The sequence below is a fragment of the Winogradskyella sp. A3E31 genome (assembly GCF_046720935.1).
Classification (GTDB): Bacteria; Bacteroidota; Bacteroidia; order Flavobacteriales; family Flavobacteriaceae; genus Winogradskyella.
The window spans coordinates 65026-81489 of sequence record NZ_JBHNWH010000012.1; the positions used below are offsets into that span (position 1 = coordinate 65026).

The following is a 16464-nucleotide window of genomic DNA, read 5'->3' on the forward strand; positions in this document are numbered from 1 at the left end:
CTTAACTTTTAGTATTGAAACTGTTTAACTGTTCTTGTAATTCCGAATTCAGTTTAGTTGCCTCTTCAAGGTATTCTGAATTTGGGTATGATTTTTTTAATGCCTCATAATAAGACATCGCTGTTTTTAAGCGCTCTTCCTTTAGGTAATCTACACTAAAGACCGCTAAATTAGTTGCTGCATTTAAACGTTCAAACATAGCATCTTCTCTTAGTGTTGCCCCAGGGAAATCCAATAAAAAGTTATTGAATGATTTTACCGAAGCTTTGTAATCGTAAATGCGGTTGTATTGTTTGGCTATTTCAAAAGCCTTTTTTTCTAGCTTATAATCCAATTCTCGTATCAGCTTGTTAGATTCAGCCAAATATTCTGATTCTGGATAAGAATTCACAAACAACTGTAACTTTTCTAAAGCCTCTATAGTTTCTGCTTGATTTTTTGAATAAATCGGAGACAATTCATAAGCACTTTTCGCTGATAAAAAAGCAGCCTCCTCCTTCTTTTCACTCGTAGGGTAAGACCCTACAAATCGATTGAATTGATACCCTGCTACATAATAATCCCCCATGTTGTAAGATGTCATTGCATACATATAGGATAACTTCTCAGCCTGAGGTTTCCCTGCGTACTTAGGCACAATTTGAGCAAATAAGCGATGTGCTTTGTTCCATTTTCCTGCATCATAAAGATCAGAACCCATCTGGAATTTTAAAGCGGTATCCTCCGATTTCATTGCCTTTTGGTAATCACTGCAAGAGAATAGAAATGAACTTATTAGGAATATGTAAAGTATCTTTTTCATAAATATAAAACAGGTTGCAAAAGTAGATATAATAAACGGATTTTAAAAACAAAAATTATATGCTAAAATAAGGCACTTTTTAGCCTTCATCAGGATTTTAATTGAAGTTTAACTTTTACCTAAAACCTTGAGCTCTTTGGCTATCTTTTCTTTCAACCCTCGAGTAGCTTCCACCAATGGTAATCGTACTCTGGCATCACTAATACCTAAAGCTTCTAAAACGGCTTTTACACCAGAGGGATTATTTTCAGAAAAAATAAGACTTGTAATAGGCATTAGATCAAAATGCGTTTTATAGGCCTTGTCGACTTTTCTAGAGAGTCCATCTCGTATCATCTGTGAAAATTCCTTAGGTAATGCTTGTCCGATTACTGAAATCACACCAGAACCACCTGCCAAAACAACAGGCAAGGCCAAGTCATCATCGCCCGAAAGCACTAAGAAATCCTTAGGCTTATGCCTTAGTAACTGAAGGTATTGCGCAACATTATTTCCTGCTTCTTTTACAGCAATAATATTTTTAAAATCATTTGCCAATCTTAATGTGGTTTCGGGTAACATATTGCTAGAAGTTCTTCCAGGAACGTTGTAAAGAATTATTGGCTTTGAACATACTTCAGAAATTGCCTTAAAATGCTGATAAATGCCTTCCTGAGTAGGTTTGCTATAATATGGTGAAACAGATAAAATAGCATCAATAGAAGATAAATCTGAAGTTTTAAGTTCTTCAATCACTGAAAGTGTATTATTACCGCCTATACCTAAAACCAACGGAACTCTTCCTTTATTAATATCTGCTATAAATGCTACAATCTTTCGTTTTTCTTCGGAAGTCATGGTTACACTTTCACCAGTAGTACCACTAATAACCAAGTACTCCGTGCCATTGGTGATATTGTATTCCACAAGCTTTGAAAGTGCGTCAAAATCAACTGAAAGATCTTCATTGTATGGCGTAATTAGGGCAACACCGGTACCGATAAATTGTGTCATTTATAGTTTATTTAAAATCATTAAATATTTTTTGAATTCAGAGGCAAACACATCGAATTGAGAAGGTTTTACATTAATAATAAGGTCAAATAAACGCTCGTCATTAGAGGAAATACCCACTTTAAAATTAGCCTTAGACATGGCCGCAACCTGTTTCAATTCAATGTCTTCCGACTTATAATAGCAAATTAAAACATCAAAATCCCTTTCGACAAATTGCTGTAAATCCAAGTTTTTTATCTTTCCATTCCATCCAAAATCCTTTGGGCCATAAAAGGTATCCCATTGTGCATGCGCAATGGAATCATCAATAGAATACGTCAAAATCTTGTGCTTAGGAGCATGAAGTCCCAACACCTTAAACAAGCGATGAAATGCTTCAGAGTCTCTAAATTCCTGCTCGTTTAAAAGCACACCAATAGACGTTACTTTTCTTTTGTCAACAGCTGCTTTACGTGCTACCAACAAATTGTTAACGTATTTTTGATTTGATTTTTCCTTAAAAGCCTTAAAAATCATTTACCTTTAAACTTTGTACAAATTTAGTAAAAGTGATTTCAAAAATTCTTAAACAACCTATAAGATATTCAATGCTAAAAAAAATTATAGGTCTTGCCTGTTTTTCAATAATAATTATCTCTTGCAAGAACGAAGTTCATATAGACAAAATTGAAGGTAAACGTATCTCAATTTCAGATAGTTTAGAGAGCAATTCAGCTATCGAAGCCTATATAAAACCCTATCGTGAGCACGTTAATAATGATTTGGATAGCGTTTTAGCATATTCTGCAGAAACCTATGACAAAACTAATGGTGACTTAAATACGGCTATTGGAAACTTTATGGCTGATGCTGTTTATGAGCAAGCAAATCCAGTTTTTAAATCACGAACTGACCAACAAATTGATATGGTATTATTGAATTATGGTGGCATACGTTCCATTATTTCAAAGGGCCCAATTACAGCTAGAACAGCTTATGAAGTAATGCCTTTTGAGAATTCGATTGTAGTTGTTGCTATGAAAGGACCACAAATACAAGAGTTAATTTCTTATTTAGCTAACTCGCGCGGTGCTGACCCAATTTCTGGACTCCAGTTAACATTAACGCCAAATGGTGAAGTTGCCTCTTCCACTATAAACAATGAACCTATTGATGAAAACAGAACGTATTATGTGGCCACAAATGATTATCTCTATAATGGTGGTGGCAATATGACCTTTTTTCAAAAGAATGAAGGGTTAACAGTTTTAGATTATAAAATCAGGAATGCGCTTATCGATTACTTTAAAAAAATTGACACCCTACAACCTGTTATAGATAATCGATTTATAAAATTGAAAAAATAAGCATGAAACGCAGACAATTTATACAACAAACTACTGCAGCTACTGCTCTCGCTGGCATTGGAGGACTTGGACTTCAGTCATTTAGCAGCAAAAAAACAAAACAAATTACCATATTGCACACCAACGATGTCCATAGTCATATAGATCCTTTTGGCCCTGATGATGGCAGAAATGCCAATAAGGGTGGTGTGGCAAGACGTGCTACTTTAGTAGAAAATATAAGGAAAGAAAACCCCAACACATTGCTTTTGGACGCTGGTGATATTTTTCAAGGCACACCCTACTTTAATTACTATGGAGGTGAACTAGAATTTAAGCTGATGAGTATGTTAAAGTATGATTTAGCAACCATCGGCAACCATGATTTTGATAATGGTATTAATGGCCTATACAAACAACTACCAAATGCTAAGTTCGATTTTGTGTCTGCCAACTATGACTTTACCAATACTGTAATGGACACCCATGTAGAACCCTACAAAATCTTGGTTAGAGACGGTATTAAGATTGGTGTTTTTGGATTAGGAATTGAATTAGAGGGATTGGTAGATAAAAAATTATATAAAGAAACCAAATACCTCGACCCAATTGAAATCGCTCAAGACATGTCTCGCATCCTAAAAGATGAAGAGCAATGTGACTTGGTCATTTGTCTATCGCATATCGGGTATTATTATAGGAATTCACCAAATCACGTTTGTGACTTAAACCTTGCTAAGGCAACTAAGGACATTGATTTGATTATTGGTGGGCACACCCATACGTTTTTACCTAAACCTACTATAGAACGCAATAGTGCCGATAAAAATGTACTGGTCAACCAAGTTGGCTGCTATGGCTTGTATTTGGGACGTATAGACTTCTATTTTGAAGAAGGTAAAGCGCCAAAGTCACAGGGAACTACTATTTTGGTGTAAGCATTTTTTTTAGTTGCGACTGAAAATGGGAATCTTTAACCAAACCCATTATGAAATCAAAACATATAATCCTCGCCTTACGTATTATTGTCGCTGTTATATTAATACAGACCCTTAGGTTTAAATTCACAGCGCATCCAGACAGTGTTTATATCTTTGAAACAATCGGTCTTGAACCTTATGGAAGAATAGGGACAGGTGTTTTAGAGCTAATTGCGGGTATTCTATTATTAATCCCCAGAACGGTTTGGGCAGGAGCGTTATTAGCAATAGGTCTTATGGCTGGTGCCATACTAATGCACTTAACTCAACTTGGTATTGAAGTAAAAGATGATGGGGGAATTTTGTTTTACACAGGACTACTTACTTTTATATTAAGCAGTATCATTTTATATTTTAACAGAAAAAATATTCCTTTTTTGGGGGCTAAGCTTTAGCCTTTTCTTCTATATAGTCTTCATCAACATACTCAGCTATAGGACCGACATAAGCTTTTTGAGATTGCAAGTACAGACATACAAAAGCAATAAACAAGAATATTGAATAAGAGGCACTTAAATAGCTACTTTCTGAAATGTAGTAATCCGCTAATTGTATGACTTCTGAAAAGAATATGAATATTGTACCTATCAGAATAAGCATAGCTTTAGTATCATTTCTGTACATATAATTAATTAATCCTACCGATAAAAGAATCATAATAACAGCATTGTAAGTGAACTCCAGAATATATTGATAAGTATCAAGACTACCACCCGCAGCATCTGTAACCAATGTTACAGCAAAAATACTCAGTACCAAAAGAATTAATAATGAAACTGAAAATTTAGAGATTATAGTCTTAAAATTTAGTTTTGAAATAATATGATATATCAGTAAAACATAAGCACTGATATATAGTAAATTACCACCGTAGTATAATAGTGTTAAGGTATCATCCTCTAGCGGAAAATAATAACTTAAAAATCCAGATATCTCAGACAAAGCATATAGTGCAAGAAATCCTAAAAAATATCGTCGTGTCTGATTTGTTTTTCTGAAGTAAAGAACTATAAGTAACAATAACATTACCGAACTCACACCAAGACCATACATATCTTGTTCTAAGGTCTGTACAACGATATAAACAGCGCCAAGAAGAAGTAAAATTATCTTTAGTAACCGGTTAATAAACATTACTTATTGAATTAATTAGCTTTGACAAATATAAAAATTATTTACAATTAAACGAATAAAAACGCATTTAATCGATTATTTTTTTTCAAAAAGTAAGTTTTTATGTACAAATAAATATTATTGATGCCTGTTTACGCTTTTAGTTTGTTTAAAAAATCTAGTTCAGAGATAATTGGAATGCCCAATGTCTCTGCCTTAGCTCTTTTACTGGGACCCATTTTATCACCAGCAACTAAAAAATTGGTTTTAGAAGATATTGAAGAACCTACTTTACCTCCGTTATCTTCTATTAGTTTTTTAAGTTCATTACGGGATACCGTTTCAAATACTCCAGAGACTACATAAGTATGACCTTGAAGTATATTAGTTTGATTGGCCAGTTTCTCTTTACTGATTTCTAACTGCACACCATAAGATTTTAGTCTTTCAACACTACTTCTATTTGCTTCAGAACTAAAAAATTCAACTACGCTTTCAGCAATGCGTTCCCCAATTTCATCAACATTAGTAAGGTCTAGAGTTGATGCAAATAATAAATTATCAATGTTTTTATAATGCTTTGCCAGTTTTTTTGCAACCGTTTCGCCTACATAGCGTATACCCAAAGCAAATAATACCCTTTCAAAAGGAATTTCTTTAGATTTTTCTATGCCATTAATAAGGTTCTCTGCACTTTTCTCTGCCATACGCTCTAATGGCAGTACTTGCTCCTTGGTTAATTCATACAGGTCAGCATAATTTGAAATAAGGTTTTCTTTTACCAACAACGCAACCGTTTCACCACCCAAACCTTCTATGTCCATAGCTTTTCTGGAGATAAAATGTTGAATACGACCAATCACTTGAGGTGGACAATGATTAAAATTAGGGCAATAATGCTTGGCCTCGCCTTCAATACGCTGAAGTTCCGTACCACATTCCGGACATTCACCAATATATTCAGTAGGAACTGAATTTATAGGTCTTTGATTCAGATCAACAGCGATTATCTTCGGGATAATCTCCCCACCTTTTTCAACATAAACAGTATCCCCTTCCCTAATATCCAACTTTTCAATCTGATCTGCATTGTGTAATGATGCGCGTTTTACGATTGTACCTGCCAATTGAACTGGCTCTAAATTGGCCACAGGAGTAATGGCTCCTGTTCTACCCACCTGATACGTAATTTCATTTAACACCGTAGAGACTTGTTCTGCCTTAAACTTATAGGCCATTGCCCAACGTGGTGCCTTAGCGGTAAAGCCTAACTCGTCTTGTTGGAACAAGCTATTCACCTTGACAACTACCCCATCTATTTCATAAGGTAATTCGTGACGATGTTGATCCCAATAATTAATATACTCCAAAACCTCATCAATAGAATTGACCAATTTTGCTTCCTTAGGGACTTTAAATCCCCACGACCTTGCCTTTTCTAAGCCTTCAAATTGAGACTGAATATTAAGGTTATCACCTTTTATACTGTATAACAAACATTCTAATGGACGTTTTGCCACCTCAGTACTATCTTGAAGTTTTAAACTACCTGATGCCGTATTTCTCGGGTTTCTATAAGGCTCTTCATCATTGGCAACCCGCTCTTCATTCATTTTTAAAAAACCTTCAATCGGTAAAATAATTTCACCTCTAATATCAAACCTTGAAGGAAAATCACCTTTAAGCTGTAAAGGCACTGTGTTTATAGTTTTTACATTGGCCGTGACTTCATCGCCCTGATATCCATCCCCACGAGTAACGGCTCTTAAAAGTTTACCATTTTCGTATGTTAAATTCATGGAAGCACCATCATACTTTAACTCACAGGTGTATTGCACTTCACCATCAACCATCTTTTTAATGCGTTTTTCCCAATCCAATAAATCATCCTTTGAATAGGAGTTATCTAGAGAATACATACGATGGTCATGGACAATAGTTTCAAAATTCTTTGTTATTGTTCCGCCTACACGCTGTGTTGGAGAATTGGCATCATAAAACTCAGGATGAGCAGCTTCTATAGCTTGAAGTTCTTTTAACTTTTGATCAAAGTCAAAGTCACTAATCGTAGGGTTGTCTAAAATGTAATAATTATAATTGTGCTGACGGAGCTCATCACGCAGGCCATTTATGTATTCTTCTGTAATCATTATTATAATCTTTCCTTATTCAACCATTTAGGGACTGGCAATGGTTTAAAGTCTTTCATCTTTTGAAGTAGGCCTTCAATTTCTGTATCAACAACTATAGCATCAAAGTTTTCCTGATTTAAAAATCCACGCTCAACCATCGTTTTGCATTGTTCAATTAATGCATCGTAATACCCATTAGTATTTAAGATGCCTATCGGTTTGGAATGAAGCCCCAGTTGACCCCAGGTAGCGATTTCAAAAAATTCGTCCATTGTCCCAAAACCACCAGGAATAATCATAAAACCATCGCTTTTATCGTACATAATGACTTTACGGTCGTGCATGGTATCAGTTTGAATGAGTTCAGACAAATTAGGATGAATGATTTCTTTAGAACTTAAAAAATGAGGGACTACACCTATGACGTTGCCACCATCATTTAATACAGCATTGGCAACAATACCCATAATACCAATCTGAGCTGCTCCATACACCAATGTGATTTCTTGCTGTACTAAAATTTCACCTAACCGGTTTGCTTCATTAATAATAACTTGGTCATTTCCGCTACTACTGCCACAAAATACTGCTATACTCTTCAATTGCTATCTTTTTTAATTAGGGAATCGACCATAAACAAACCTATCGTTTCCTGCTAAATCCTTTTTCAATCTTACATCATTAAAATGGTAATTATCTACAAGGGCTTTCATTTCAGGTCCAAGATACTGGTTAATTTCAAAATATAATTGGCCGTTTGTATTCAATTTATTTATGGCAAATTCACAAATGGCATCATAAAAAACCAAAGGGTTGCTATCATCTACAAACAGAGCCGTTTCCGGTTCGTTATTAAGAACATTAGCCTTCATTTCTTTCTTCTCTAACTCACGGACATAAGGAGGGTTTGAAACGATGATATCAAATGTAATACCTGCAAACCATGAGTTTCTCTTATTTACGTCTAATATATCTGTATTGACAAATGAGACATTAACCCCATTAGCTAAGGCATTCTCCTTAGCAATCTTTATAGCTTCACCACTTATATCAACTGCAAATACCTCAGCATTGTTTATTTGTTTTCCCAAAGCCACAGCAATACAGCCACTGCCTGTACCAACATCCAGTATTTTAAGATGTTCGGTAGCTTTATAATTCTTTAATATAAGGTCTACTAACTCCTCAGTCTCTGGTCTTGGAATGAGAACATTAGGATTTACCTTAAAGTTTAACCCATAAAACTCAGTTGCTCCTATTATATATTGAATAGGTTTTTCTTGTTTTAACTCATGGAGAGCATTAAAAATAGGCGTCTGCTCTTCTTTAGTAATACTAAGCTCTGGATGTAATGCTAAATGAAATCTTGGAACATTAAAATAGGATTCGATTAGAAGATAAAAGAATGCATCTACCTCTTCCCTACCATAAATAGCATCTAGTTCTTTGTGAAATATGTCCTGAATGTCTTTTAAGCGCAAATCCTTATAGCTTACAAATTTTTAATCATCCAGACCGAGCAATTATAGTGGCCAGTATCTCCCATTGGTCCGTCCAAAGCTTCAAAACCAACTTTACGGTATAGTTTACGAGCATCATCCATATAAGGCATGGTTTCGAGATAACATTTTTCAAAACCTGCTTCTTTAGCAAAGGACAGGCATTTTTCCATCATTTGAAGTCCTAATCCTTTGCCGCGTGCCGCAGGCATAAAATACATTTTTTGAAGTTCGCAGATGTTACCTTCATAATTGTCTAAAGGTGAAATACCAGCACCTCCCAATATTTCTCTACCATCCTCAACCACAAAATATATTTTTCTGTCTGCATCGTAAGTTTCTGTCATGCAGTCTAGCGCAGCATCTTCATAGGCTGTACCCACTTTTGGAACACCCATTTCAATTAAAACAGCTCTAATGGCTTTAGCAATTTTAGGATCATCATCCTTTTTTATGGGTCTAATTATAGCGTTATCTCGACTCACTTTATTGTCTTATTTTTACGTCTGAATTTTGGGTTGAAGATACAGATTAAATTCATTTTTTCAGTCTTATTAAAAGTTTCAATGGTAGTGAAGGACCACCTTCTTTTTATGAGCCGTGCCTTGCAGATTGCCAATTATGGGCTTGGGACAACACGCCCTAATCCGATGGTCGGATCTGTTATCACCTATAAGGATAAAATTATTGGTGAAGGTTATACCAGTCCCTACGGAGGGCCACATGCAGAAGTTAATGCCATACACTCAGTTGAGGATAAGTCCCTACTAAAAAAAGCCGTTCTATATGTCACTCTAGAACCATGTAGTCATTATGGAAAAACCCCACCTTGCAGTGACCTAATCATTGAACATCAGATACCAAAAGTGGTTATTGGGTGTTTAGATGACAATCCCAAAGTGTCTGGTAAAGGCATTAAAAAACTAAAGGCAGCAGGCATAGATGTCACCGTTGGAATTTTAGAGAACCAATGTAAAGCACATCATAAGCGGTTTTTTACCTTTCATAATAAAAAGCGTCCATACATAATTTTAAAATGGGCGGAATCAGCGGATGGATTTATAGCTCCAGAAAACCGAACTGAAAAAGCACCCGTGTGGATTACAAATACCTATTCAAGACAATTAGTGCATAAATGGCGCACTGAGGAGCAAGCTATTTTAGTGGGGACTAACACCGTTTTAATGGACAACCCTAGTTTAACCGCGAGAGATTGGAAAGGAAACAATCCAACTCGAATTGTTTTAGACCAAAACAGCAAAGTTAATAAAAGTCATAAGGTGATAAATGATGAAGCGGACACCTTAATCGTTGATAGAAATACAATTGATTGGTCAGGTAACAAGACCATAGCATCGCAGATATCTTCATTTCTGTATCAAAAGCATATTAACTCTGTAATCATTGAAGGTGGCTCAAAAACGCTTCAAACATTTATTGACCAAGGTTTATGGGACGAAGCTCGAGTATTTTATGGAAGCAACACCTTTAAAAAGGGTACCAAAGCACCTTTGTTTTCAGGCAAACTTAGTAATGAAACTAGGGTCGAATCTGATATTTTAAGAATATATGTCAATGATTAATACGCTTATTTTCGATTTTGGCGATGTTTTTATCAATTTGGATAAACAAGGTGCTATGGACAATGCTCTAAAACTGTTTGGGCTAAAGTTCTTTTCTAACGATATGATAGACATTAATCAGCGTTATGAAACCGGACATATCTCTTCTGAAGAATTCATTGAGTTTTATGAAACTAAATTTCCACAGCTAAAAAGAGCTCAAATTCTTGATGCATGGAATTGTATCTTAAAGGATTTTCCGTCATACAGGTTAGACTTTTTAAAGACCATTAAAAATAAAAATGAATATAGAATACTGTTATTGAGCAACACTAATGAACTTCATATTGATAAGGTAAAGGAAACTGTTCCTTTTTTTGAGGAGTTCAGATCTTGTTTCGATAAGTTTTATTTATCACATGAAATCAACCTGAGAAAACCAAATTCCAATATTTTTGAATTCGTCATTAATGAAAATAACTTAGGCCCTAAAGCCTGTATATTTGTTGACGACACTAAAGAGAATACTGATACAGCTTCAAAAATGGGTTTTCATGTTTGGAATATAGACGAAACCAAAGAGGACGTTATCAACTTATTTAGCACTAACCAACATCTGTTTTGATATATCTACTACTCTCCATTTTATCATCCACAGCGATCTTTATCATATTCAGATCACTAAAAAAATATAAGGTCAATACCTTACAGACGATTGTTTTCAATTATATAGCGGCATGTGCAACAGGTCTTTTACTTTACGAAGACTCCGTACAAATGACAAGAATCGTCAATTCTGATTGGTTTCTTGGTGCCTTTTGTTTGGGTTTTTTGTTCATTGCTATTTTTAATGTTATGGCCTTGACCTCACAAGTTAACGGGCTATCGGTAGCTTCTGTAGCCAGTAAAATGAGTGTTATTATTCCTGTAGCTTTCGGGATTTATGCCTATAACGAAGGGTCTGGTTTTCAGAAAATTATTGGGATTGTATTGGCTCTATTTGCCGTTTATCTCACATCTATTAAACCAAAAGAAGACATAAAAATTACCAAATCACTACACTTACCCATATTGCTGTTTTTTGGTTCTGGAATCATAGACACCTCTATAAAGTATCTCGAAACCACATATGTTGAACCTAAAGGCATTCCTATCTTTTCAGCAACTATATTTGGTTTTGCAGCCATAATCGGAATCTTATTGCTTTGTTACAATTTCATTATTAGAAATCGAAAATTTGAAATCCGAAGCATTCCTTTTGGTATTGCCTTAGGTATCGTTAATTATTGTTCAATTTACTTTTTATTGAGAGCCCTTCAATTTGAAGGTTTAGAAAGTTCCACATTATTTACCGTTAATAATGTTGCCATTGTTGCCCTAACAACTTTAGTTGGAGTTATAATTTTTAAGGAACGCATTTATAAGATAAACTGGGTAGGGATTTTACTAGCATTAGTTGCCATAACTCTAGTGACTTTGGTATGAAAGAGCTGAACGACACCTATAAAACCATTACAAAGCCGTCAAAAGAAGTTTTATTTAAGGATAAGAACAGTAAGTTTTATGGGTATGCCTTTCCTGTATCTGACGAGGAAACAATTAAATTACATCTTGAAGACCTGAAGAAGAAACATTATAATGCCGGTCATTGGTGCTACGCTTATCAATTAGGAACCGAAACTATAGCCTATAGAGCAAATGACGATGGCGAACCTAATAATAGTGCAGGTATGCCAATCTATGGACAAATTCAATCTTTTGATGTTACAAATGTTTTGATTGTGGTTGTTCGCTATTTCGGTGGAGTAAAACTAGGCGTAGGCGGACTAATCAATGCTTATAAAACTACCGCTCAGATGGCTCTAGAAGCGTCAAAAATCAAAACCAAAACAATTAATGTCCATTTTAATATCACTTTCGACTATAAAAACATGAATAAAGTGATGCGGATTATTAAGGAAAAGCAACTAAATATGGTCTCGCAAACTTTAGAATTAGATTGTCTAATAGAAATTTCTGTAAGAAAAGGTAACGCTTCTTCAATTTTCAAAATATTTGAGGGGCTTCACGAAATTAATATCGAAGAATTATAACGATTAATTCTGCAATTTATCTAAAAGATATTTCGGGCAACGCGTCGGTCTATTCTGTTTCATATCAATAAATGCCAATTTGGTGTAGCCTGTAGCCAAAAGATTTCCGGACTCATTTAATAATTCATACTCAAATTCTATCGAAGCCGTCGGCATTTTTTTTAATTGAGTTCTCACTTTAAGCACATCATCATAACGTGCTGAATTTTTGTAGTTTATAGTTAATGAAATTACGGGAAGCATAATCCCATCTTCTTCCATGGATTTATAAGTCATTTCAAATTGTCGTAGCCATTCGGTTCTACCAACTTCAAAATAATGTGCATAATTGGCATGGTAAACTACACCCATTTGGTCAGTCTCCCCATAGCGAACTCTAATTTTTGTTTCATTATAATTCATATATTTAATGGCTTTTTTAGAAAAAATTTGTAAATTCGGGAGGAATTAAACATGAGGAAAAATTTCTTAAAATTCAATCTCTTTTCATTTTTTTTTTAAGAATTTTGTTCACATATTTGTCAAGCAAAAAATAATCACAGGGAAATTCAACTTCTCTTTTTTTTGCCCAACCACTAACTAAGAAATTTAACTAATTAATATGGATGTAACGGCTCAATCGGTCTGGAGCAATTGTCTCAATTTTATAAAAGATAATATACAACCACAAGCCTACAAAACATGGTTTGAACCAATTAAAGCCGTAAAGTTTGCCAATAATGCATTAAGTATCCAAGTACCTAGTAAATTTTTCTATGAGTGGCTAGAAGAACACTATGTCAAAATTCTTAAGGTTGCTTTAACCAAGGAGCTTGGCGAAGAAGCCAAATTGGTGTACGTTATTAAAATGGAGAACACCTACGGCAACAAACAACCATTTACAGAAAAAATTCCAAGTTCTAATAGGTCAGCAGTTAAGTCACAAGATGTAGATGTGCCTTTTAATAATAAAAATCCAGAGCTAAAAAACCCATTTGTGATTCCTGGGATTAGAAATGTAAAGATTGAATCGCAACTAAATCCAAGCTATAGTTTTGAAAATTTCCTTGAAGGAGATTCTAACCGATTGGCAAGGAATGCAGGTATTGCTGTTGCCAACAAACCAGGTGGTACTTCCTTTAATCCGTTGTTAATCTTTGGTGGTGTTGGTCTTGGTAAAACACATTTAGCGCATGCCATTGGTGTAGATATTAAAGACAAATACCCTGAAAAAACGGTCCTTTATATCTCTGCTGAAAAATTTACACAACAGTACATAGACTCTGTCAAAAAGAACAACAGAAACGATTTTATTCATTTCTACCAAATCATTGACGTATTAATAATTGATGATGTTCAGTTCTTTTCAGGTAAAACCGGAACGCAAGATGTATTTTTCCACATATTCAATCACTTGCACCAAAATGGTAAGCAGGTAATACTGACAAGTGATAAGGCACCAGTAGATATGCAAGACATTGAACAGCGCCTATTGTCTCGTTTTAAATGGGGATTATCAGCCGAATTGCAAAGCCCAGATTTTGAAACACGTGTTTCAATCTTGAAAAATAAACTGTATAGAGACGGTGTGGAAATGCCTGAAGATATTGTTGAATATGTTGCCAAGCATATTAAAACCAATGTCCGTGAGCTTGAAGGCGCTATTATTTCATTAATTGCTCAATCGTCTTTCAACAAAAAAGAAATCACACTGAATCTAGCGAAAGATATCGTTGAAAAGTTTGTAAAGAACACAAAACGCGAAGTCTCTATTGATTACATTCAAAAAGTGGTTTCGGACTATTTTCAAATGGATGTCGGTACGCTTCAATCTAAAACAAGAAAGCGTCATATTGTACAAGCAAGACAGTTAGCCATGTTTTTCGCTAAAAAATACACCAAAGCTTCTTTAGCAAGTATTGGTTCACAAATTGGCCAAAGAGATCACGCAACTGTGCTTCACGCCTGTAAAACTGTGGACAATTTGTCTTCTACAGATAAACAATTTAGAAAGTACGTAGAAGATTTAGCTAAAAAATTATCTCTGTAATATAGATTTAAAACATGACTAAGATACTTGTAGTCTGTTTAGGTAATATTTGCCGCTCGCCATTAGCTCATGGCATTTTACAATCTAAACTGAGTTCTGATAAATTTGTTATTGATTCCGCAGGCACTGGAGCTTATCATATTGGAAATTCACCTGATTATAGATCAATTGCTGTAGCAAAAAAGAACGGCATAGATATTTCTATGCAACAGGCACGTCAATTTACAGCGTCAGATTTTGATGAGTTTGATATTATTTATGCTATGGATTCTTCAAACTACAAAAACATTCTTTCACTTGCCCAGTCTGAATCGGACAAAGAAAAGGTAAAACTCATTTTAAACGAGAATCCAGTTTTAACAAATAAGAATGTTCCGGATCCATATCATGGTGATACATCAGATTTTGAGTATGTATTTAAAATTCTTGATGATACTTGTTCTTTAATCGCTGATAAACTAGGTTAAGCTCTACGTCTATTTCACTATCTTTGAATATGCAGGATAAAGGAAAACTTTATTTAATCCCAACACGTTTGGGCGACAATCCACCTCTGGAGGTGCTTCCGATGTCAATTAAAAGATTGATTGAACAACTTGATGATTATATTGTTGAGAACGAAAAATCAGCGCGTCGATTTATAAAGCGTATTTCGCCAAAGAAGTCACAAAACACTCTAAAACTAAGCACCTTAAACAAATACACTTTAGAAGAAGAGCTCAATACATTTTTAAACCCCTGTCTAAATGGTATTTCAATGGGGCTATTATCAGAAGCCGGATGCCCAGCTATAGCTGACCCTGGTTCTGAAATTGTAAGAATAGCACATCAATTAAATGTTAAGGTAGTCCCTATTGTGGGGCCGTCTTCTATTGTTTTGGCTTTAATGGCTTCCGGAATGAATGGTCAAAGTTTTACTTTTAATGGCTACCTACCTATAGACAAATCTGAACGTAGATCTACCATTAAAACTTTAGAAAGACGATCAGCAGACTTTAACCAATCGCAGCTTTTCATTGAAACACCCTACAGAAATACAAAAATGCTAGAAGACTTGGTGTCCACTTTGCATCCAAATACAAGAATTTGCGTGGCATGTGATTTAACGCTCCCCACGGAATATATAAAAACACAAACCGCAGGTGAATGGAAGTCTAATAAAGAGGACTTTCACAAACGACCTGCGATTTTTATTATTCACAAGGACTAAACCCTTGCTTTTGCTTTTCTATCTGGCGTAATTGAAGTTGTATCGTATCCTTTAAACTTCTTAAGGTAAGTCTTTACTGTGGTTCCGTAACCATCTGCAAAATCAGTTCTACCGTAACTTCTAAGATATTTTTTTACGTTACCGGCACCCGCTAAATGAGCGGCGGCTAAAATACCTGATTCTGTGACTTCCACACCACCAATATTCTTACCTACAAAACGCTTAATGTCATTTCTTAAAATCCATTTATTACGCTTTAAGTTAGCAATAAAAGCTTTTTCCTGTAGTTCAGGGTTCTTTAAAAAGAGAGCTGGGTTGTAAATACCAATCATTTTTAAAGTTTCCTTTCCGAATTGGTATTTCCCTAAATAACCAAAAGTATTTACTGAAAAATAATTCCCTTGTGATTCTTTAAACCCTAAGGCTTCTTTAAATCCTTGAAATGACTTTCCTAAAGCTGGAGTAAAAACAGCAGTTTTTTCTTTTGAAGCAACTTCTGCAAGAGCTAATTCTTCAGAAATATTAAAGTCTAGTTCCAAACCATCTGTAGTATATAGATTTGGATCTAAATTAGCTTCTGGATACAATGCCATAGCAATCAAAAAACAGGCTGCAAATGGCACTACTAAATTCTGTAAAAATTTTGTTTTCATAACCTTTAAATTTATGCAAAACGCGATCCCCAAAAATGGTCCCACAAAATTCGCTGCAAATATACGATAT

The 16464-nt window shown here is 35.0% G+C and carries 20 protein-coding genes; 10 read left to right on the forward strand and 10 right to left on the reverse strand.

The genetic code is table 11. The features are described from left to right. Nucleotide 1: 1 nt before the first annotated feature. From ACFEMA_RS14180 to ACFEMA_RS14190, 3 genes are all read right to left on the reverse strand, one after another. Nucleotides 2–802 carry an outer membrane protein assembly factor BamD gene (locus ACFEMA_RS14180; RefSeq protein ID WP_411768866.1) on the reverse strand — a complete coding sequence of 267 codons (801 nt, stop codon included), beginning with the start codon at nucleotides 800–802 and terminating at the stop codon, nucleotides 2–4. Between the two features lie 108 nt (nucleotides 803–910). Then, on the reverse strand, nucleotides 911–1795 hold the full coding sequence (gene dapA, locus ACFEMA_RS14185; protein ID WP_411768867.1) for a 4-hydroxy-tetrahydrodipicolinate synthase: 885 nt from the start codon (nucleotides 1793–1795) through the stop codon (nucleotides 911–913). Then, nucleotides 1796–2314 carry a DUF6913 domain-containing protein gene (locus ACFEMA_RS14190; RefSeq protein ID WP_411768868.1) on the reverse strand — a complete coding sequence of 173 codons (519 nt, stop codon included), beginning with the start codon at nucleotides 2312–2314 and terminating at the stop codon, nucleotides 1796–1798. A gap of 71 nt (nucleotides 2315–2385) precedes the next feature. Here ACFEMA_RS14190 and ACFEMA_RS14195 point away from each other — a divergent pair, with 71 nt between their 5' ends. The 3 genes from ACFEMA_RS14195 to ACFEMA_RS14205 are packed head-to-tail and all read left to right on the forward strand — an operon-like array spanning nucleotide 2386 to nucleotide 4498. After that, nucleotides 2386–3144: a 5'-nucleotidase C-terminal domain-containing protein gene (locus ACFEMA_RS14195; RefSeq protein ID WP_411768869.1), complete on the forward strand. Its 759-nt coding sequence runs from the start codon at nucleotides 2386–2388 to the stop codon at nucleotides 3142–3144. A gap of 2 nt (nucleotides 3145–3146) precedes the next feature. Further along, nucleotides 3147–4061 (forward strand): bifunctional metallophosphatase/5'-nucleotidase, encoded by a 915-nt coding sequence (locus ACFEMA_RS14200; RefSeq protein WP_411768870.1) that lies wholly within the window; start codon nucleotides 3147–3149, stop codon nucleotides 4059–4061. Nucleotides 4062–4111: 50 nt separating this feature from the next. Further along, nucleotides 4112–4498, forward strand: coding sequence for a DoxX family protein (locus tag ACFEMA_RS14205; RefSeq protein WP_411768871.1), 387 nt, complete (start codon nucleotides 4112–4114; stop codon nucleotides 4496–4498). Here ACFEMA_RS14205 and ACFEMA_RS14210 read toward each other — a convergent pair. From ACFEMA_RS14210 to ACFEMA_RS14230, 5 genes are all read right to left on the reverse strand, one after another. After that, entirely contained in the window at nucleotides 4488–5237 is a 750-nt protein-coding gene (locus tag ACFEMA_RS14210) for a hypothetical protein (protein ID WP_411768872.1), read from the reverse strand. The two genes, ACFEMA_RS14205 and ACFEMA_RS14210, sit on opposite strands and share 11 nt — an antisense overlap. A gap of 131 nt (nucleotides 5238–5368) precedes the next feature. Further along, nucleotides 5369–7366 (reverse strand): NAD-dependent DNA ligase LigA, encoded by a 1998-nt coding sequence (gene ligA / locus ACFEMA_RS14215; protein WP_411768873.1) that lies wholly within the window; start codon nucleotides 7364–7366, stop codon nucleotides 5369–5371. A 2-nt stretch (nucleotides 7367–7368) separates the two neighbouring features. Next, a complete protein-coding gene (locus ACFEMA_RS14220) occupies nucleotides 7369–7950 on the reverse strand; it encodes a TIGR00730 family Rossman fold protein (RefSeq protein ID WP_411768874.1) in 582 nt (193 codons plus the stop codon). A 12-nt stretch (nucleotides 7951–7962) separates the two neighbouring features. After that, the gene (gene prmC, locus ACFEMA_RS14225; RefSeq protein WP_411768875.1) at nucleotides 7963–8829 is read right to left on the reverse strand and encodes a peptide chain release factor N(5)-glutamine methyltransferase; all 867 of its coding nucleotides are present in this window, start codon (nucleotides 8827–8829) and stop codon (nucleotides 7963–7965) included. Nucleotides 8830–8840: 11 nt separating this feature from the next. Then, a complete protein-coding gene (locus ACFEMA_RS14230) occupies nucleotides 8841–9332 on the reverse strand; it encodes a GNAT family N-acetyltransferase (protein ID WP_411768876.1) in 492 nt (163 codons plus the stop codon). Nucleotides 9333–9413: 81 nt separating this feature from the next. Between ACFEMA_RS14230 and ribD the strand changes: the two genes are divergently transcribed. Genes ribD through ACFEMA_RS14250 form a run of 4 tightly spaced genes read left to right on the forward strand, consistent with a single transcriptional unit; the run spans nucleotide 9414 to nucleotide 12502 of the window. Further along, nucleotides 9414–10430: a bifunctional diaminohydroxyphosphoribosylaminopyrimidine deaminase/5-amino-6-(5-phosphoribosylamino)uracil reductase RibD gene (gene ribD / locus ACFEMA_RS14235; protein ID WP_411768877.1), complete on the forward strand. Its 1017-nt coding sequence runs from the start codon at nucleotides 9414–9416 to the stop codon at nucleotides 10428–10430. Further along, nucleotides 10423–11034: an HAD-IA family hydrolase gene (locus ACFEMA_RS14240; RefSeq protein ID WP_411768878.1), complete on the forward strand. Its 612-nt coding sequence runs from the start codon at nucleotides 10423–10425 to the stop codon at nucleotides 11032–11034. The genes ribD and ACFEMA_RS14240 overlap by 8 nt, the downstream gene beginning before the upstream one ends. After that, a complete protein-coding gene (locus ACFEMA_RS14245) occupies nucleotides 11031–11894 on the forward strand; it encodes an EamA/RhaT family transporter (protein WP_411768879.1) in 864 nt (287 codons plus the stop codon). Before ACFEMA_RS14240 ends, ACFEMA_RS14245 begins: the two co-directional genes overlap by 4 nt. Continuing rightward, nucleotides 11891–12502, forward strand: coding sequence for an IMPACT family protein (locus ACFEMA_RS14250; RefSeq protein ID WP_411768880.1), 612 nt, complete (start codon nucleotides 11891–11893; stop codon nucleotides 12500–12502). The genes ACFEMA_RS14245 and ACFEMA_RS14250 overlap by 4 nt, the downstream gene beginning before the upstream one ends. Nucleotides 12503–12505: 3 nt before the next feature. On the opposite strand, the gene ACFEMA_RS14255 is transcribed toward ACFEMA_RS14250, so the two are convergent. After that, the gene (locus tag ACFEMA_RS14255) at nucleotides 12506–12904 is read right to left on the reverse strand and encodes an acyl-CoA thioesterase (protein WP_411768881.1); all 399 of its coding nucleotides are present in this window, start codon (nucleotides 12902–12904) and stop codon (nucleotides 12506–12508) included. Nucleotides 12905–13103: 199 nt separating this feature from the next. On the opposite strand from ACFEMA_RS14255, the gene dnaA reads away from it, so the two are divergent. From dnaA to ACFEMA_RS14270, 3 genes are read left to right on the forward strand one after another with little or no spacing between them, the layout of a single operon-like run. Beyond that, nucleotides 13104–14531 (forward strand): chromosomal replication initiator protein DnaA, encoded by a 1428-nt coding sequence (gene dnaA / locus ACFEMA_RS14260; protein WP_411768882.1) that lies wholly within the window; start codon nucleotides 13104–13106, stop codon nucleotides 14529–14531. Between the two features lie 14 nt (nucleotides 14532–14545). Further along, on the forward strand, nucleotides 14546–14998 hold the full coding sequence (locus ACFEMA_RS14265) for a low molecular weight protein-tyrosine-phosphatase (RefSeq protein ID WP_411768883.1): 453 nt from the start codon (nucleotides 14546–14548) through the stop codon (nucleotides 14996–14998). 29 nt (nucleotides 14999–15027) lie between these two features. Beyond that, nucleotides 15028–15741 carry an SAM-dependent methyltransferase gene (locus ACFEMA_RS14270; RefSeq protein WP_411768884.1) on the forward strand — a complete coding sequence of 238 codons (714 nt, stop codon included), beginning with the start codon at nucleotides 15028–15030 and terminating at the stop codon, nucleotides 15739–15741. Here the strand turns inward: ACFEMA_RS14270 and ACFEMA_RS14275 are convergent. Continuing rightward, nucleotides 15738–16394 carry a peptidoglycan-binding protein LysM gene (locus ACFEMA_RS14275; protein ID WP_411768885.1) on the reverse strand — a complete coding sequence of 219 codons (657 nt, stop codon included), beginning with the start codon at nucleotides 16392–16394 and terminating at the stop codon, nucleotides 15738–15740. The two genes, ACFEMA_RS14270 and ACFEMA_RS14275, sit on opposite strands and share 4 nt — an antisense overlap. Between the last annotated feature and the right edge of the window lie 70 nt (nucleotides 16395–16464).